This window comes from Methyloligella halotolerans (assembly GCF_001708935.1).
Classification (GTDB): Bacteria; Pseudomonadota; Alphaproteobacteria; order Rhizobiales; family Methyloligellaceae; genus Methyloligella; species Methyloligella halotolerans.
The window spans coordinates 617,478-632,693 of the sequence record NZ_MASI01000001.1; the positions used below are offsets into that span (position 1 = coordinate 617,478).

Here is a 15,216-nt window from a genome sequence, read left to right on the forward strand (position 1 = left end):
CGCAAGCCTTGATGAACAGTGCTGACCGGGCTCCCCCAAGTTCGTTATGCGCCCCGCCTTCGTGTCCGGCCCTCAGAGCCAGTAGAAGACGAAGAGCAAGATCGCGCCGAGGCCCATGGCCGACAGCCAGGCGCGGTTGTCCTCGTACCATTCGGCGAGCATCACGGGCACGCTGTGGACCATCGACCCCACCAGCGAAAGCGCCAGCGGGATGGCGATGGCCGCCAGGATCAGGATCCCGTAATTTGCCTCGCCAGCGCTCCCGGCCTGTTGCTCCGCGACCAAAGCCTTGCTCGTCTCCGCCCAGGCGGCGAACACCGCGTAGAGCGACAGGGTGAGCAGCGCCATGGAAAAACATGCGCGAAACATCGCTAGCTCGTTCCCCTAAAATTCGAAGTAAACTTTAGGCAAACGGCGTTAACGAAGGGGAAAGTTTCAAGCTTAGCGGGTGGTTACGGGTTGCGTCGTTTTGGGGCGTGGTGAAGTCCCCATCACGAGGTCATCCCCGGCCTTGTGCCGGGGATCCATAACCCCGGCCTCAGTTATTTCCATAGGCGTGGGTGTTCATGTGGGTGTTCATGGATTGCCGGGACAAGCCTGGCAATGCCGGCTGAGAGTGCGGGGATCACTCAGCAAACCTGGTGCAGGTTGAGCTAAGCCGCCTTCCATTTGATGGAGCAGCCCATGGAAGGCGTCTGGTCGCGCGGCCCCTTCCCCGTCTCGGCGACCTGCTTCATGGCTTCGAAGAGCTCGCGCTTGGCATCGGGCGCAGCCGCTTCCTTGCGGCTTTCGTCCAGGCGCCCGCGATATTGCAGGCCGAGATCGGCGTCGAACCCGAAGAAGTCGGGGGTACAGACTGCGTCATACCGTTTTGCGACCTCTTGGGTCTCGTCCCGGAGATAGGGAAAGGCGAAACCGTGCTCTTGGGCGAAGAGCTTCATGTTGTCGAAGGAATCCTCCGGGTGGCTCTCAGCGTCGTTGGAGCAGATGGCGACGGCGCCGATGCCGTGGGCTTTCAGATCGTTCACGTCGCGCACGATCCGGTCGATCACCGACTTCACGTAGGGGCAGTGATTGCAGATGAACATCACCAGCGTGCCGTTCTCTCCCCTGACGTCTTCCAGGCTATAGGTCTTGCCATCCGTCGCGGGCAGCGAGAAATCGGGCGCCTGCCAGCCAAAGTCGCAAATCGGCGTCTGTTCCGCCATATGACCTCCGTCAAACCGTTCGATCGGGTTTAAAAATCTGCCATGGAGCGCTCCTAGAGTCCGGCGCCCGTCTCTCAGACATCGAGGATTGAGATATGGCCGGAGACATCCGCCACCGCAACCGCTCGGAAAGTTACGAAGCCCACGACGACATCCCGCGGAGCCCGGAGACGAACCGGACGCTGGGCGAGATCGTGGCCCGGCGCTACAGCCGCCGAGACGTCATGCGTGGGGCGCTGGGGGTAGCGGCGGCGACCGCCCTGTTCGGCCGTAAGGCGCTCACCTCGGCCGAGGCGAAGCCGGTGGCTGCGCCGAGCCGTTTCGATTTCCAAGAGGTCGCGGCGGGCATCGACGAGGATGCCCACGTCGCGGACGGCTATCGCGCGCAAATTCTGCTGCGCTGGGGCGATCCGGTGTTTGCCGATGCGCCCGATTTCGACCCCTACGACCAGAGCCCGGAGGCCCAGCTTCGACAGTTCGGATACAACAACGACTATATCGGCTTCATCCCGCTGAACGCGGCCGGCACCCGTGCGCTGCTCTGCGTGAACCACGAGTACACCAATGAAGAGGTGATGTTTCCGGATCTGCCACGCCAGGACCAGAGCGCCTTCTTCAAGGACATGACGAAGCGGCTGACCGAGATCGAGATGGCCGCCCATGGCGTCACCATCTTGGAGATCGAGCGGATCGGCGAGGATTGGGTGCCGAAACTCGACAGTTCCCATAATCGGCGCATCTCCCCGCTGGTCACGGAGATGGGCGTGGACGGTCCGGCCGCGGGCCATTGGCGCCTTAAGACGAAGGATGACCCGACCGCATCGAAGATCCTTGGAACGCTCAACAATTGTGCCGGCGGAGTGACGCCGTGGGGGACATATCTGACATCTGAAGAGAACTTCCACGGCTATTTCTGGACCGACGATCTCGACGCCGAGGACGAGCCGCGGGCCGGAATCGGCGGCGACCAGGCGGGGAGCTACAAGCGCTATGACGTCCCTGCCCTCTGGTATAGCTGGGGCAAATTCCACGACCGCTTCAATGTCGATCGCGAGCCGAACGAGCCCAACCGGTTCGGCTGGATTTGCGAGATCGACCCCTTCGATGCGTCCTCGACGCCGGTGAAGCATACGGCGCTGGGCCGCTTCCGCCATGAAGGGGCGGAGTGCATCCTGAACAAGGACGGGCGGGCGGTGGTCTATTCAGGCGACGACGGCAAGTTCGAGTATGTCTACCGCTTCGTCTCGGCGGGCACATACGACCCGGAAGATCGCACGGCGAATATGCAGCTCCTGTCGGAAGGCACCCTGTCTGTGGCCAGGTTCGATGCGGACGGGACGCTGCACTGGCTGCCCTTGGTCCATGGCCATAACGGGCTGACGAAAGAGAACGGGTTCGCCTCTCAGGCCGATGTGGTGATCGATGCCCGGCTCGCCGCCGATGCGCTTGGCGCCACGCGGATGGACCGGCCGGAGGACATTCAGCCCAACGAGGTCAACGGCCGCGTCTATCTGATGCTGACCAATAACGACAAGCGCGGCGCCGGCGAGACCGACGCCGCCAATCCGCGCCCGGAGAATGTGTTCGGCCATATCGTGGAGATGGCGCCGCCGGACGGTGACCACGCCGCGGAGACTTACGATTGGAGCCTGCTGGTGAAATGCGGCAATCCCCACATCGCCGAGGTCGGCGCCCTATGGGGACCCGAGACGAGCGACGCCGGATGGTTCGCATCGCCCGACAATGCCGCGGTCGATGCCGATGGGCGCCTGTGGGTCGCCACCGATCAGGGTGAGAACTGGAAGGCAACGGGCAAGGCGGACGGGCTCTATGGGGTGGAGACGGAAGGGGCTGGCCGCAGCAGCGCGAAACTATTCTTCCGTTGCCCCGTGGGTGCGGAGCTTTGCGGGCCCTGCTTCACACCGGACCAGCAGACCGCGTTCGTTGCCGTGCAGCACCCTGGGACGGATGCGACAGAGGATTACGCGCCGTTCGCCCGGGCCTCCACCTTCCACGACCCGGCGACCCGCTGGCCGGACTTTGAGGACGGGATGCCCCCACGTCCTTCGGTCGTGGCGATCACCAAGATAGGCGGCGGCAAGATCGGCTGAGCGCCTCAGGCTATCGGGCTAAAGGCCTCGCCCCTTGAAAAAGCCGCAACCGCGTGTCAGCAAAATAGACCTGCTGCGCCGGTGCGATTCTATTTCGTTTTGCTGTTTCCTTATTCGCCCGGCCCGGCTTCCCGACACTCGCTGGACCCGACCGATAGATGGCCTCATCGCGCGACCTCTTTGCCAAGCTGGATGATTCCGACGATGCGCCGGAAGCGGACGCGCCCTCGCCTGCCAAACCAAAGGCGAAGGCCAAGCCAGTGAAGGCTGCCGAGAAGACTTCGCGCGGCACCTCGGCGGAAGACGCGTATAGCGCGGCCGACATCGAGGTCCTGGAAGGGCTGGAGCCGGTGCGCCGCCGGCCAGGCATGTATATCGGCGGCACCGATGAAGGCGCGCTGCACCATCTCTTCGCCGAGGTGCTCGACAACTCCATGGACGAGGCGGTTGCGGGCCACGCCAACAAGATCGAGGTGGAGCTCACCGCGGACGGCTTCCTGAGCGTCACCGATAACGGGCGCGGCATCCCGGTCGACGCCCACCCGAAGTTCAAGAACAAGTCGGCGCTGGAAGTCATCCTGACCACGCTCCATGCGGGCGGCAAGTTCAACGCCAAGACCTACGAGACCAGCGGTGGCCTGCACGGCGTGGGCATCTCGGTGGTGAACGCGTTGTCGGAGACCCTGGAGGTCGAGGTCGCGCGCAATCAGAAGCTCTACCGCCAAGACTACTCGCGAGGCCTGCCCCAGGGGCCGCTCGCCCAGGTGGGGGAGATCAAGAACCGGCGCGGCACGAAGGTGCGGTTCAAGCCGGACGAGCAGATCTTCGGCAAGAACGCTCATTTCAAGCCCTCGCGCCTGTTCCGCATGGCGCGCTCCAAGGCCTATCTGTTTGGCGGCGTGAAGATCGAATGGGCTTGCGATCCTTCCCTGCTGGAAGGCGACAGCAACACGCCGGAGAAGGAGACCTTCCATTTCCCCGGCGGACTCAAGGACTTTCTGGAAAGCCGCATCGAGGGCGAGGAGCGTGTGACCAATGAGCTCTTCACGGGCCGCGTGGAGAAGGTCAAAGGTCACGGCACCGTGGAATGGGCGATCGGCTGGATCGCAGGTTCGGACGGCTTCCTGCAATCCTACTGCAATACAGTGCCCACGCCCGAGGGCGGCACCCACGAGACGGGTTTGCGGGCGGCGCTGCTGAAAGGCTTGCGCGCCTTCGGCGAGATGGCGGGTCACAAGAAGATGGCCCAGATCACCGCCGACGACATCCTGGGCAGCGCGGGCGCATGCTCTCGGTTTTCATCCGCGAGCCGGAGTTCCAGGGCCAGACCAAGGAGAAGCTGTCCAGCCAGGAGGCGACCCGCGTCGTGGAGGGGACGGTGCGCGATGCCTTCGACCACTGGCTGACAGGCAATCCGGCGCAAGCCAACCGCCTGATGGATTGGGTGGTGGACCGGGCGGAAGAGCGCCTGCGCCGCCGCAAAGAGAAAGAGATCAACCGTCAGAGCGCGACGCGGAAGCTGCGCCTGCCGGGCAAACTCGCCGATTGCTCTTCCCGTTTGAAGGAAGGCACCGAGATCTTCATCGTGGAGGGCGATTCGGCGGGCGGCTCCGCCAAGCAGGCGCGCGATCGGGCGACCCAGGCGGTGCTCCCCCTGCGCGGCAAGATCCTGAACGTGGCCAATGCCAGCTCCGCTAAAATGGCGGAGAACCAGCTTCTCTCCGATCTCATCCAGGCGCTGGGCTGCGGCACGGGCACGCGCTTCCGCGTGCAGGACCTCCGCTACGATCGGGTGGTCATCATGACGGACGCCGATGTCGACGGCGCCCATATCGCCTCGCTGCTGATCACCTTCTTCTACCGGGAGATGCGGGGACTGATCGAGAGCGGGCATCTCTATCTGGCGGTGCCGCCGCTCTATCGCATCAGCCAGGGCGGCAAGACGCTCTATGCGCGGGACGACTTCCACAAGGAGCAGCTGCTGGAGACGGAATTCACCGGCAAGGGCAAGATCGACGTCGGGCGCTTCAAGGGTCTCGGCGAGATGCTGCCGAAGCAGCTGAAGGAGACCACCATGGATCCGAAGCGGCGCACCCTGCTCCGAGTCCAGCTCGACGACGACGAGCGCATCATCGTCAGTCAGACGGTGGAGCGGCTGATGGGCAACAAGGCTGAGGCGCGTTTCCAGTTCATCCAAGAGCGCGCGGAGTTTGCGACCGCCGAGGATCTGGACATCTAGCCGCATCGCCGCTGTCTGCTACAGTCAGAATTGGTGAAAGGCTTTGGACGATATGCGATTGCCACTTGCGTCCAACCGTCTTGCCAATTATCTCAGGCATTAACGAATTTCATTTTGCGCCTCCCATTTATCGTTGGATTTTGGTAGAAAGCGCAGAATGTTGCAGCAAGACATGCACCTTAAAAAGCAGGGCGTGCATCTCGAAAAGAAAGTAGACCCCGCGGAGCGGATCGCGTTGCGCGGCATCTTTGCTATCATATGAGCTTTGCAGACCTTGGCCTAAGCCCGAAAGTTCTGTCAGCGGTCCAGGCCGCGGGCTACGAGACCGCTACGCCGATTCAAGCGCAAGCCATCCCCTATGCCATGATGGGTCGGGATGTGCTGGGCATCGCGCAGACAGGCACCGGCAAGACCGCTTCCTTCGTCCTCCCCATGCTGACCAAGCTGGAGCAAGGACGGGCACGTGCGCGCATGCCGCGCTCTCTGATCCTGGAGCCCACCCGCGAGCTCGCCGCCCAGGTGGCGGACGAGATCGAGGTGCTCGGCAAGCAGCACAAGCTGACCGTGGCTCTGCTGATCGGCGGCGTATCCTATGACGAGCAGGACAAGAAGCTGGATCGCGGCGCGGATATCGTGATCGCGACGCCAGGCCGCCTGCTCGACCATTTCCAGCGGGGCAAGCTGCTTCTGAACGGCATCCAGGTGCTGGTGGTCGACGAGGCCGACCGGATGCTCGATATGGGCTTCATTCCCGATATCGAGAAGATCTGCAAGCGCCTGCCCTTCACCCGCCAGACCCTGTTCTTCTCGGCCACGATGCCGGCGGAGATCCAGCGCCTGGTGAACAACTTCCTGCACCAGCCGGCGCGGGTCGAGGTGGCCCAGCGGTCGTCCGCCGCCACCACGATCAAGCAGCGCCTGGCGAAGGCACCGGTGGAGGCCAAGGGCAAGCGCGAAGTGCTCCGGGAGCTGATGCGCGCGGAGAACGTCAAGAACGCCATCATCTTCTGTAACCGCAAGAAGGATGTCGGCATCGTGCTGCGGTCCCTGCAGCGCCACGGTTTCAACGCCGGCGGACTGCATGGCGACATGGACCAGCGCACGCGGACGGCCACCCTCGAAGGCTTCCGCGACGGGTCGATCACGTTCCTCGCGGCGAGCGATGTCGCCGCCCGCGGTCTCGACATTCCGGCTGTGAGCCACGTGTTCAATTACGACGTGCCGATCCATCCGGAAGACTACGTGCACCGGATCGGCCGGACGGGCCGCGCGGGCCGCGAAGGTTTCGCAGCAACGCTCGTCACGCCGAAAGAGATCAAGGCCATCAAGGCCATCGAAAAGATGATGGATCAGGAGATCCCGTGGCTCGATGGGGAAGGCCTGAGCGAAAACGAGGTCGAAGAGGCTGGTTCCGACGATAAGGGCGGACGGCGCCGCGGTCGTGGCGGACGCTCTCGCGGCGGTGCGAAGAAGTCGGCCGGCGGCGGTTCGGATCGCGCTCCGGAGAAGGCCGTGGAGGCCAAATCCGAGGCGCCTGTCTCCGAGTCCGCGAAACCGGCCGATGACAAGCCGGCGCAGAAATCGGTCGACGATCAGCCCAACGACAAAGCGGCAAAGTCCGCCGAGAAGGACGACAAGCCGAAAAAGGGCAGAGGGTCGTCCGACAAAAGCTCCTCCGATAGACGCTCATCCGACAAGAGTTCGTCGCGGCCCGAGAAATCGGCCAAGTCCGACAAGGGCGGCAGGAACGACAAGAGCAACAAAAACGACAAGAAGAAGGGCGACAACGAGAAGGTGCGCGGCATGGGCGACCACGTTCCCGCCTTCATGATGCGTTCGGTGCGCCCGAGCTAGGGGCGCGTAACTTCGCCCCCGTTCGCCCTTTTGGGGCGCCTACCCCCCTACAGACACCTCTGTCGTGCTGGGCCGTGTGCCCAGCATCCATAACCCGTGCATCAGTTCCGTCTCGAAGACGGTGTTCATGGGGCCCCGGGACAAGCCCGGTGATGACCTATGGATGGCGCTGCGTGGGAACGGAGGATTACGGCGTTATGCCCGGACTTGATCGGGCAATGACGCATCGATGTGGGAATAAATCTCGGAAGCTGGATTCTTAAGAGGCGCGCTGGGTCGGCTCGAAACCACGGCGGGCCGCTTCGGCGGCAGGCGTCAGCTCGACGGATTCGCCGCAGCCGCAGGCGGATGTCTGGTTCGGGTTGTTGAACACGAAGCCCGAGGTCAGCCGGTCGGTGCGGTAGTCCATCTCGGTGCCGAGCAGGAAGAGCACCGCCTTGGGGTCGATCAGGAGCTTCACGCCCTTATCCTCGACCACCTCGTCCATGGGATCGGCGCTTTCCGCATATTCCATGGTGTATTCCATGCCCGCGCAGCCGCCGTTCTTCACGCCGACGCGCAAACCGGCGATGGGCTTGTCGGACCGCGACATCAGGGTACGGACGCGCTCTGCAGCGGCCTCGGAGAGGGTCATGACTTTGGGTTGGGGGCGTGTGCTCATGGTGTCCAGATAAGATGTATGGGGGCGCTCTTTCAAGGCCCGAGGCTCGCTCGCGGCTCGAAGCCTAGAACATGTCGAGGGCGACCTTCGCCTCTTCGCTCATCATGCTCATATCCCAAGGCGGATCGAAGACCAGGTTCACATTGACCTGACCGACGCCCGGGACCGAGGCGATCGCATTCTCCACCCAGATGGGCATTTCACCGGCAACGGGGCAGCCCGGCGCGGTGAGGGTCATGTCCGCATCGACATTGCGGTTCTCGTCGATATCGACACGGTAGATGAGACCCAGCTCATAGATGTCGACCGGTATTTCCGGGTCGTAAACGGTCTTCAGCGCCGCCACGAGATCATTGGTCATTCGCTCGACCTCAGCCGGGTCGAGATCGGCATGGGCGTGGGTGATGCCCTCCTCCACGGCCTCGGCGCTGTCGCGCTGGGCCGCTTCCGACGCAGCGGGAGCAGCCGCCTCGATGCCGCGCTCCGCAGCATTCTCCGTCTCGGTCTGCTTGTCTTCGTCTTCCATGGTGTTGCTCATCGCTTCCATCGTCGGGCAAACAGGTTACGCAAACATCGCTCTATACAAACATCTCGTGGGCCTTCTTCAGGCCCACCACCAGCGCGTCGACTTCTTCGAGGCTATTATACATGGCGAATGAGGCGCGACATGTCGAGGTCACGCCCAGCCTTGCCAGGAGCGGCTCGGCGCAGTGGGTGCCGGCTCGGACGGCGACACCATATCGGTCCAGGATGGTCGAGACGTCGTGGGCGTGGGCCCCGTCCATCTCGAAGGAGATGATGCCGCCGCGATCCTTGGCGTTTCCGAAGATGCGCAACCAGTTGAGCCCGGAAAGCTGCTCCAGGGCGTACTCGGTCATCTTCGCCTCGTGGGCGGCGATTTTCGCGCGGCCCACGCCTTCGACATAGTCGATGGCCGCGGCCAGCCCGATGGCCTGGGCGATGGGCGGCGTGCCCGCCTCGAAGCGGTGGGGCGGCTCCGCATAGGTGATCTCGTCTTCCTTGACGTAGCCGATCATCTCGCCGCCGCCCTTGAAGGGCCGCATCTTCTCAAGCAGTTCCTTCTTGCCGTAGAGCACGCCGATGCCGGTCGGGCCGTAGAGCTTGTGGCCGGTGAAGACATAGAAATCGACGTCGAGATCCTGCACGTCCACAGGCATATGGACGGCGGCCTGGGAGCCGTCCAACAGCACCGGGATGCCGCGCGCATGGGCCATCTCGATGGCCTGCTTCACAGGGACGACGGTGCCGAGCACGTTCGACATATGGGTCAGCGCGACCATCTTGGTGCGCGGGGTGAGGAGCTTTTCGAACTCCTCCAGCAGGAAATCGCCGTCGTCGGAGATGGGCGCCCATTTCAGCACCGCCCCCTGGCGCTCGCGCAGGAAATGCCACGGCACGATGTTGGAGTGGTGCTCCATGACGGAGAGGACGATCTCATCCCCTTCCCCGATCTCGGCGCCATAGGAATTGGCGACCAGATTGATGGCGTCGGTCGCGTTGAACGTGAAGATGATCTCTTCTTCGAACCTCGCATTGAGGAAGCGCTGCACGGTCTGGCGCGCCTCTTCGTAATTGGCGGTCGCCAGATTGCTCAGATAGTGCAGTCCGCGATGGACGTTGGCGTACTCGGCGCCATAGGCGCGCTGCACGGCCTCCAGAACCTGCTTAGGCTTCTGGGCCGAGGCGCCGTTGTCGAAATAGACCAACGGCTTGCCGTGGACTTGCGTCTGCAGGATCGGAAAGTCGGCACGGATCCTATCGATATCGTAGCCGCGTGTGTCCGCGGCCACGATGTCGTCTCCGGCCTTGTTCGCCGCCTTGTCCATGAATGAACCTCTAGTCGAGTTTCACGCCGAGCCAGTCCGCGGTGACGCCGGTCAAAGCATCGCGCAGAGGCTCGCGGTCGATCTGCTCCAGGGCCTCGCCGACAAATGCCTGGACCAGCAGCGCGCGCGCCTGGGGCTCTGGAATGCCACGGGCCTCCAGATAGAACAGCAGGTCCTCGTCGATCTGGCCCGATGTCGCGCCGTGGCCGCACACCACATCGTCGGCGAAGATCTCAAGCTCGGGCTTGGTGTCGAACTCCGCGCCCTCGGACAGCAGCAGGGCCTGGCCCATCTGCTTGCCGTCGGTCTTCTGGGCATCGCGGGCCACGATCACCTTGGCCTGGAAGACACCGCGGGATTCGTCGTCCAGCACCGCCTTGTAGAGCTCGCGGCTGGTGCAGTGTGGCACCAGATGCTCGATCACCATGGTGGTGTCGGCGTGCTGGCGGCTCTTCAGAAGCGAAGCGGCGCTGAAATTCATCACCGTGCCCTCGCCTTCGAACAGAACGCGGACGTCGTTGCGCGCCAGCTCACCGCCATTCGTGTACTGGAAGCCGTTGTATCGGACGTTCTCGTGCAGGGTCAGGAGCCAGTTGGAGAGGTGGACGGCTTCGTCCTCCTCGCGCTGGATCTTGGTGTGCTCGATATGGCTGTCGGCACCGGCGACGATCTGGGTCAGCGCATTGCGCTGCAGGCCGCGGCCGCCCAGCCCCGCATAGCTTTCGATGAGATCCAGGCTTGCCCCCTTGCCGGTGACGACGATCAGTCGGGTGACCGAAGAAACGGGCTCGCCGGCGCCGTCGAGATGGATGACGTGGACCGGCTTATCGAGGGAAACGCCGTCGCCGAGGCGCAGCACCGCGCCGCCGGTCATCAAGGCCATGTTGAGGGCGATGATGGGATCCGGGCCGGCGCCGCTGCGGCCGGTCGGACGGGCCGCCTCGAAGCCGGAGCGCTGCTCGCCGGTCTCGGCCAGAAGTGGGCCGAGGTCGTCCGGCAGATGCTCGAGGGTCTCGGCCAGAGAGCGCAGCTCGGCTCCCGCCTCCTTCAGCGCCTGAACATCGGAAAGCTCGGAGCGGAACTCTCCTTCGGCGATGACGACCCGGTAGGAATCGAGATTGGCAACGCGGGGTCCAAGGCCCTTCTCGATCTCGGCCTGATCGATGGGCCGGCCGCTGGGGCGCACCATCGGGTAGGCTTCGCCCAGGCGCGCGCGCAGGTCGGTATATTTCCAGGCCTCGATGCGGCGATGGGGCAACCCGAGCGAGGCATAGCGCTCCATGGCGTCGGAACGCAGCTTGGCGACCCGATCGTTCTGGGCGCCCGGCAGCGCGTCGTGCAACGCCGCGAAGCTGTCGAGCAGCTCCTGCTCGATCTCAGACCGAAACTGTTGAACCGGCAGATCCATTAGACATTCCCTATTGGCGGATGGTGTCGGCGGTTGAGGGCGCGCTTACGCTGCCTTGCCGCCGAACTCCGCGTAACCCGTCTCTTCCAGCTCGAGGGCGAGGTCGGCGTCGCCGGAGCGGACGACCTTGCCGTCGGCCATGACATGGACGCGGTCCGGAACGATGTAGTTCAGGAGCCGCTGATAATGGGTGATGACCAGCATGGAGCGCTTCTCAGAGCGGAGCGCGTTCACGCCTTCGGCGACGATGCGCAGGGCATCGATGTCGAGACCCGAATCCGTCTCGTCCAGCACGCAGAGGCTCGGCTCCAGAAGCGACATCTGAAGGATCTCGTTGCGCTTCTTCTCGCCGCCGGAGAAACCGACATTGAGGGGGCGCTTGAGCATCTCCGGATTGATCTGAAGCTCGTTGGCCTTTTCGCGCACCACCTTCATGAATTCCGGCGTGGAGTATTCCTCCATCCCGCGCGCCTTGCGCACCGCGTTCACGGCTGTGCGCAGGAAGGTCATGGTCGCGACGCCCGGGATCTCCATGGGATACTGGAAAGCCAGAAAGACGCCCGTGGCGGCCCGCTCGTCGGGCTCCATGTCCAGGATCTCCTCGCCGTTCCACTTAACGGAGCCTTCGGTGACCTCGTAGTTCTCGTTCCCCGCCAGCACATAGGCGAGCGTGGACTTGCCCGAGCCGTTCGGGCCCATGATGGCATGCACCTCGCCCGTGGGGATCGTCAGGTCGAGACCCTTGAGGATTTCCTTCTCCTCGATCCGGGCGTGCAGGTTCTTGATCTCAAGCATTCGTTCGTTCCCTGTTGCTCGTCATGGCCGGGCATGTCCCGGCCACCCACGTCTGGCCTTTCGTCTTGTGGCTCGTGGATGCCCGGCACAAGGCCGGGCATGACGCATAAACATTTGTCTCCGCCTTAGCCGACCGACCCTTCGAGGCTGATGCCGATCAGCCGCTGGGTCTCGGCCATGAACTCCATGGGCAGATGCTGCAGCACATCGCGGACGAAGCCGTTGACGATGAGCGCGATCGCCTCCTCCTCCGAAAGCCCGCGCTGCATGCAATAGAACAGCTGGTCGTCGGAGATCTTCGAGGTGGTCGCCTCGTGCTCGAACACGGCCGTGGAATTCTTCGCCTCCAGATAGGGCACCGTATGGGCGCCGCACTGATCGCCGATCAGCAGCGAGTCGCAGGCGGTGAAGTTCCGCGCATTGCTGGCCTTCCGGTGGGCCGAGACCAGACCGCGATAAGTGTTGTTGGAGTGGCCCGCGGAGATGCCCTTGGAGATGATCCGGCTGGAGGTGTTCTTGCCCAGATGGATCATCTTCGTCCCGGAATCGATCTGCTGATAACCGTTGGAGATGGCCACCGAGTAGAACTCGCCGCGGGAGCCGTCGCCACGCAGGATGCAGCTCGGGTATTTCCACGTGATCGCCGAACCGGTCTCGACCTGGGTCCAGGAGATCTTGGAGTTCTTGCCCCGGCAGTCGCCGCGCTTGGTGACGAAGTTGTAGACCCCGCCCTGGCCTTCGGAGTTGCCCGGATACCAGTTCTGGACCGTGGAGTATTTGATCTCCGCATCATCCAGGGCGACAAGCTCGACGACGGCCGCATGAAGCTGGTTCTCGTCGCGCATGGGCGCGGTGCAGCCTTCGAGATAGCTCACATAGGCGCCCTTGTCGGCGATGATGAGGGTCCGCTCGAACTGGCCGGTCTGCTTCTCGTTGATGCGGAAGTAGGTCGACAACTCCATGGGGCAGCGCACGCCCTCGGGGATGTAGACGAAGCTACCGTCAGAGAAGACCGCGGAGTTAAGGGTCGCATAGTAATTGTCGGAGGTCGGCACGACGGAGCCGAGATATTTCTTCACGAGCTCCGGGTGGGTCTTCACCGCCTCGGAAATCGAGCAGAAGATGACGCCCGCCTTCTCCAGCTCTTTCTGGAAGGTCGTGATGACGGAGACCGAATCGAACACCGCATCGACCGCCACGCCGGGGCGCGCCGTTCCCAGCTCGGCCCCTTCGACGCCGGCCAGCACCTTCTGCTCGGAGAGGGGGATGCCCAGCTTCTCGTAGGTGGCGAGCAGCTCCGGATCGACCTCATCCAGGCTCTTGGGCTTATCCATGCTCTTGGGGGCCGCGTAGTAGTAGAGCTCCTGGAAGTCGATCTTCGGGTAATGGACGTTGGCCCATTCGGGCTCGCTCATGGTGAGCCAGCGGCGATAGGCCTCCAGACGCCAATCGAGCAGCCACTGGGGCTCGCCCTTCTTCGCAGAGATGAAGCGAACGATATCCTCCGAAAGGCCCTTCGGCGCCTTGATGGATTCGATATCGGTCGAAAATCCGTATTTGTATTTGTCGACGTCGATCTCGCGAACGCGTTCGACTGTCTCTTCAACTGCTGGCATGTCTGTTCCTCGAACTCTTCGGTTCTCTGGTCCGCTTCTCTATCTTCTCAGGCTGCGGCTTCCGCCGGCGCCTGCTGCCGCTTCACCAGCGCGACCCACGCGCTCAGGAAGCGTTCCACATCGGTCTCTTCGGTCTCCCAGCCAAGGCTCACCCGGATGGCGCCCTCGGCAAGCTTCGGCGGCACGCCCATGGCCTCCAGTACGTGGGAGCGCTCCACCTTGCCGGACGAGCAAGCGCTGCCCGACGAGATGGCGACGCCTGCGAGATCGAGCCCGATGACGAGGGTCTCCGCCTTGGTGGCCGGAACGGCGAGACACACCGTGTTGGGCAACCGGTCGACGCCCGCGCCGAAAATAACGGTCTCTGACACGGCGGCGATGGCTTCTTCTTCGAGACGCTCCTTCAGAGGCCGGACCGCCTCCCGCATCGAATGGCCGGCCGCAAGCTCTGCGGCGACACCGAAGCCGACGATGGCGGCGACATTCTCCGTCCCTGCACGGCGCCTTGTCTCCTGAGCACCGCCGGTGATCAGAGGCTCGATCTTGAGACCTTCCCGCAAGACCAGCGCGCCGATGCCCTTGGGCCCGCCGAGCTTATGGGCCGAGAGGCTCATCAGATCGGCACCGGAGGCTTGGAAGTTCAGGGCAACCTTGCCGGCGGCCTGGACCGCATCGACGTGGAGGATGCCGCCAGCCGCATGAACGATCTCGGCCGCCTCGGCGACAGGCTGGATGACGCCCGTCTCGTTATTGGCGGCCATGACCGAAAAGACCGGCGCCGGCCGATCTTGCGCCTCCCCCTGGAGATGGGCCTCTGAAGCACAGTTCGCAAGCGCCTGGAGATCGAGGAGGCCTGTTTCGGTAACGGGGAGCCGTGCGGGCTCATCGCCGCCGCAGCTGAGAACGGACGGATGCTCGATGGCGCTGACATAGGCGGCCGGGCGCTCGCCGCGGCGGCGCAGGCTCAGGGCGAGCGCATTGGCCTCGCTGCCGCCGGAGGTGAACACCACCTGGTTCGGCTCCACGCCCACCAGCCCGGCGACCTGGGCGCGGGCCTTCTCGACAGCGGCGCGCGCCTCGCGCCCTTCGCAATGCACGGATGAAGGATTGCCGCAGAGATCGAGGGCTTCGACCATCGCCTCGCGCACCGCAGGCCGCAGCGGCGCGGTGGCGTTATAATCGAGATAGGAGCGTCTTTTCATGCTCTCCTCGACCGCGAGCGGCCATTCCTGATGCTAATGCCGCGCCTTAACGCCTCGGCCGGCCTCAGCCGCCTCGGTTAGCGCTTGCGCCGGACCCCGCGTACCATGCTATGAAGCGCGGCCCGTGGATCGGTATTCTGGCAGTCGATTGTGCCCCTGCCGATCCGGGTCAGCCGGCACGATTTGGAACAGTTCTAAATCTATGCACCTAATAGATTTCCTGACCGGCTGAGTCAAGTTTACGAGGTCCGAAATGGCGGCGTCTGACGCCCCCT

The 15,216-nt window shown here is 63.6% G+C and carries 11 protein-coding genes and 1 pseudogene; 3 read left to right on the forward strand and 9 right to left on the reverse strand.

What is annotated here, in order from left to right:
- Positions 1-72 precede the first annotated feature (72 nt).
- On the reverse strand, positions 73-369 hold the full coding sequence (locus A7A08_RS03075; RefSeq protein ID WP_141693814.1) for a hypothetical protein: 297 nt from the start codon (positions 367-369) through the stop codon (positions 73-75).
- A 284-nt stretch (positions 370-653) separates the two neighbouring features.
- Positions 654-1,208, reverse strand: coding sequence for a thioredoxin family protein (locus A7A08_RS03080; RefSeq protein WP_069094029.1), 555 nt, complete (start codon positions 1,206-1,208; stop codon positions 654-656).
- Positions 1,209-1,303: 95 nt separating this feature from the next.
- Here A7A08_RS03080 and A7A08_RS03085 point away from each other — a divergent pair, with 95 nt between their 5' ends.
- The 3 genes and pseudogenes from A7A08_RS03085 (at position 1,304) to A7A08_RS03095 (ending at position 7,412) form a co-directional block, all read left to right on the forward strand.
- Positions 1,304-3,319 (forward strand): PhoX family protein, encoded by a 2,016-nt coding sequence (locus tag A7A08_RS03085; protein ID WP_069094030.1) that lies wholly within the window; start codon positions 1,304-1,306, stop codon positions 3,317-3,319.
- Positions 3,320-3,477: 158 nt separating this feature from the next.
- Positions 3,478-5,558: pseudogene (parE, locus tag A7A08_RS03090) on the forward strand (DNA topoisomerase IV subunit B).
- A 258-nt stretch (positions 5,559-5,816) separates the two neighbouring features.
- Positions 5,817-7,412: a DEAD/DEAH box helicase gene (locus tag A7A08_RS03095; protein WP_069094031.1), complete on the forward strand. Its 1,596-nt coding sequence runs from the start codon at positions 5,817-5,819 to the stop codon at positions 7,410-7,412.
- A gap of 259 nt (positions 7,413-7,671) precedes the next feature.
- On the opposite strand, the gene A7A08_RS03100 is transcribed toward A7A08_RS03095, so the two are convergent.
- The 7 genes from A7A08_RS03100 to A7A08_RS03130 all read right to left on the reverse strand — a co-directional run bounded on the left by A7A08_RS03100 (position 7,672) and on the right by A7A08_RS03130 (position 14,941).
- Entirely contained in the window at positions 7,672-8,073 is a 402-nt protein-coding gene (locus tag A7A08_RS03100) for a HesB/IscA family protein (protein ID WP_245290786.1), read from the reverse strand.
- Positions 8,074-8,137: 64 nt separating this feature from the next.
- A complete protein-coding gene (locus A7A08_RS03105) occupies positions 8,138-8,611 on the reverse strand; it encodes an SUF system Fe-S cluster assembly protein (protein ID WP_083226436.1) in 474 nt (157 codons plus the stop codon).
- A 40-nt stretch (positions 8,612-8,651) separates the two neighbouring features.
- The gene (locus tag A7A08_RS03110; RefSeq protein WP_069094033.1) at positions 8,652-9,920 is read right to left on the reverse strand and encodes a cysteine desulfurase; all 1,269 of its coding nucleotides are present in this window, start codon (positions 9,918-9,920) and stop codon (positions 8,652-8,654) included.
- A gap of 10 nt (positions 9,921-9,930) precedes the next feature.
- Positions 9,931-11,328, reverse strand: coding sequence for a Fe-S cluster assembly protein SufD (sufD, locus tag A7A08_RS03115; RefSeq protein ID WP_069094034.1), 1,398 nt, complete (start codon positions 11,326-11,328; stop codon positions 9,931-9,933).
- A 45-nt stretch (positions 11,329-11,373) separates the two neighbouring features.
- On the reverse strand, positions 11,374-12,123 hold the full coding sequence (gene sufC / locus A7A08_RS03120; RefSeq protein ID WP_069094035.1) for a Fe-S cluster assembly ATPase SufC: 750 nt from the start codon (positions 12,121-12,123) through the stop codon (positions 11,374-11,376).
- A gap of 125 nt (positions 12,124-12,248) precedes the next feature.
- Positions 12,249-13,739 (reverse strand): Fe-S cluster assembly protein SufB, encoded by a 1,491-nt coding sequence (gene sufB / locus A7A08_RS03125; RefSeq protein WP_069094036.1) that lies wholly within the window; start codon positions 13,737-13,739, stop codon positions 12,249-12,251.
- A 47-nt stretch (positions 13,740-13,786) separates the two neighbouring features.
- Entirely contained in the window at positions 13,787-14,941 is a 1,155-nt protein-coding gene (locus tag A7A08_RS03130; RefSeq protein WP_069094037.1) for a cysteine desulfurase family protein, read from the reverse strand.
- Positions 14,942-15,216 lie beyond the last annotated feature (275 nt).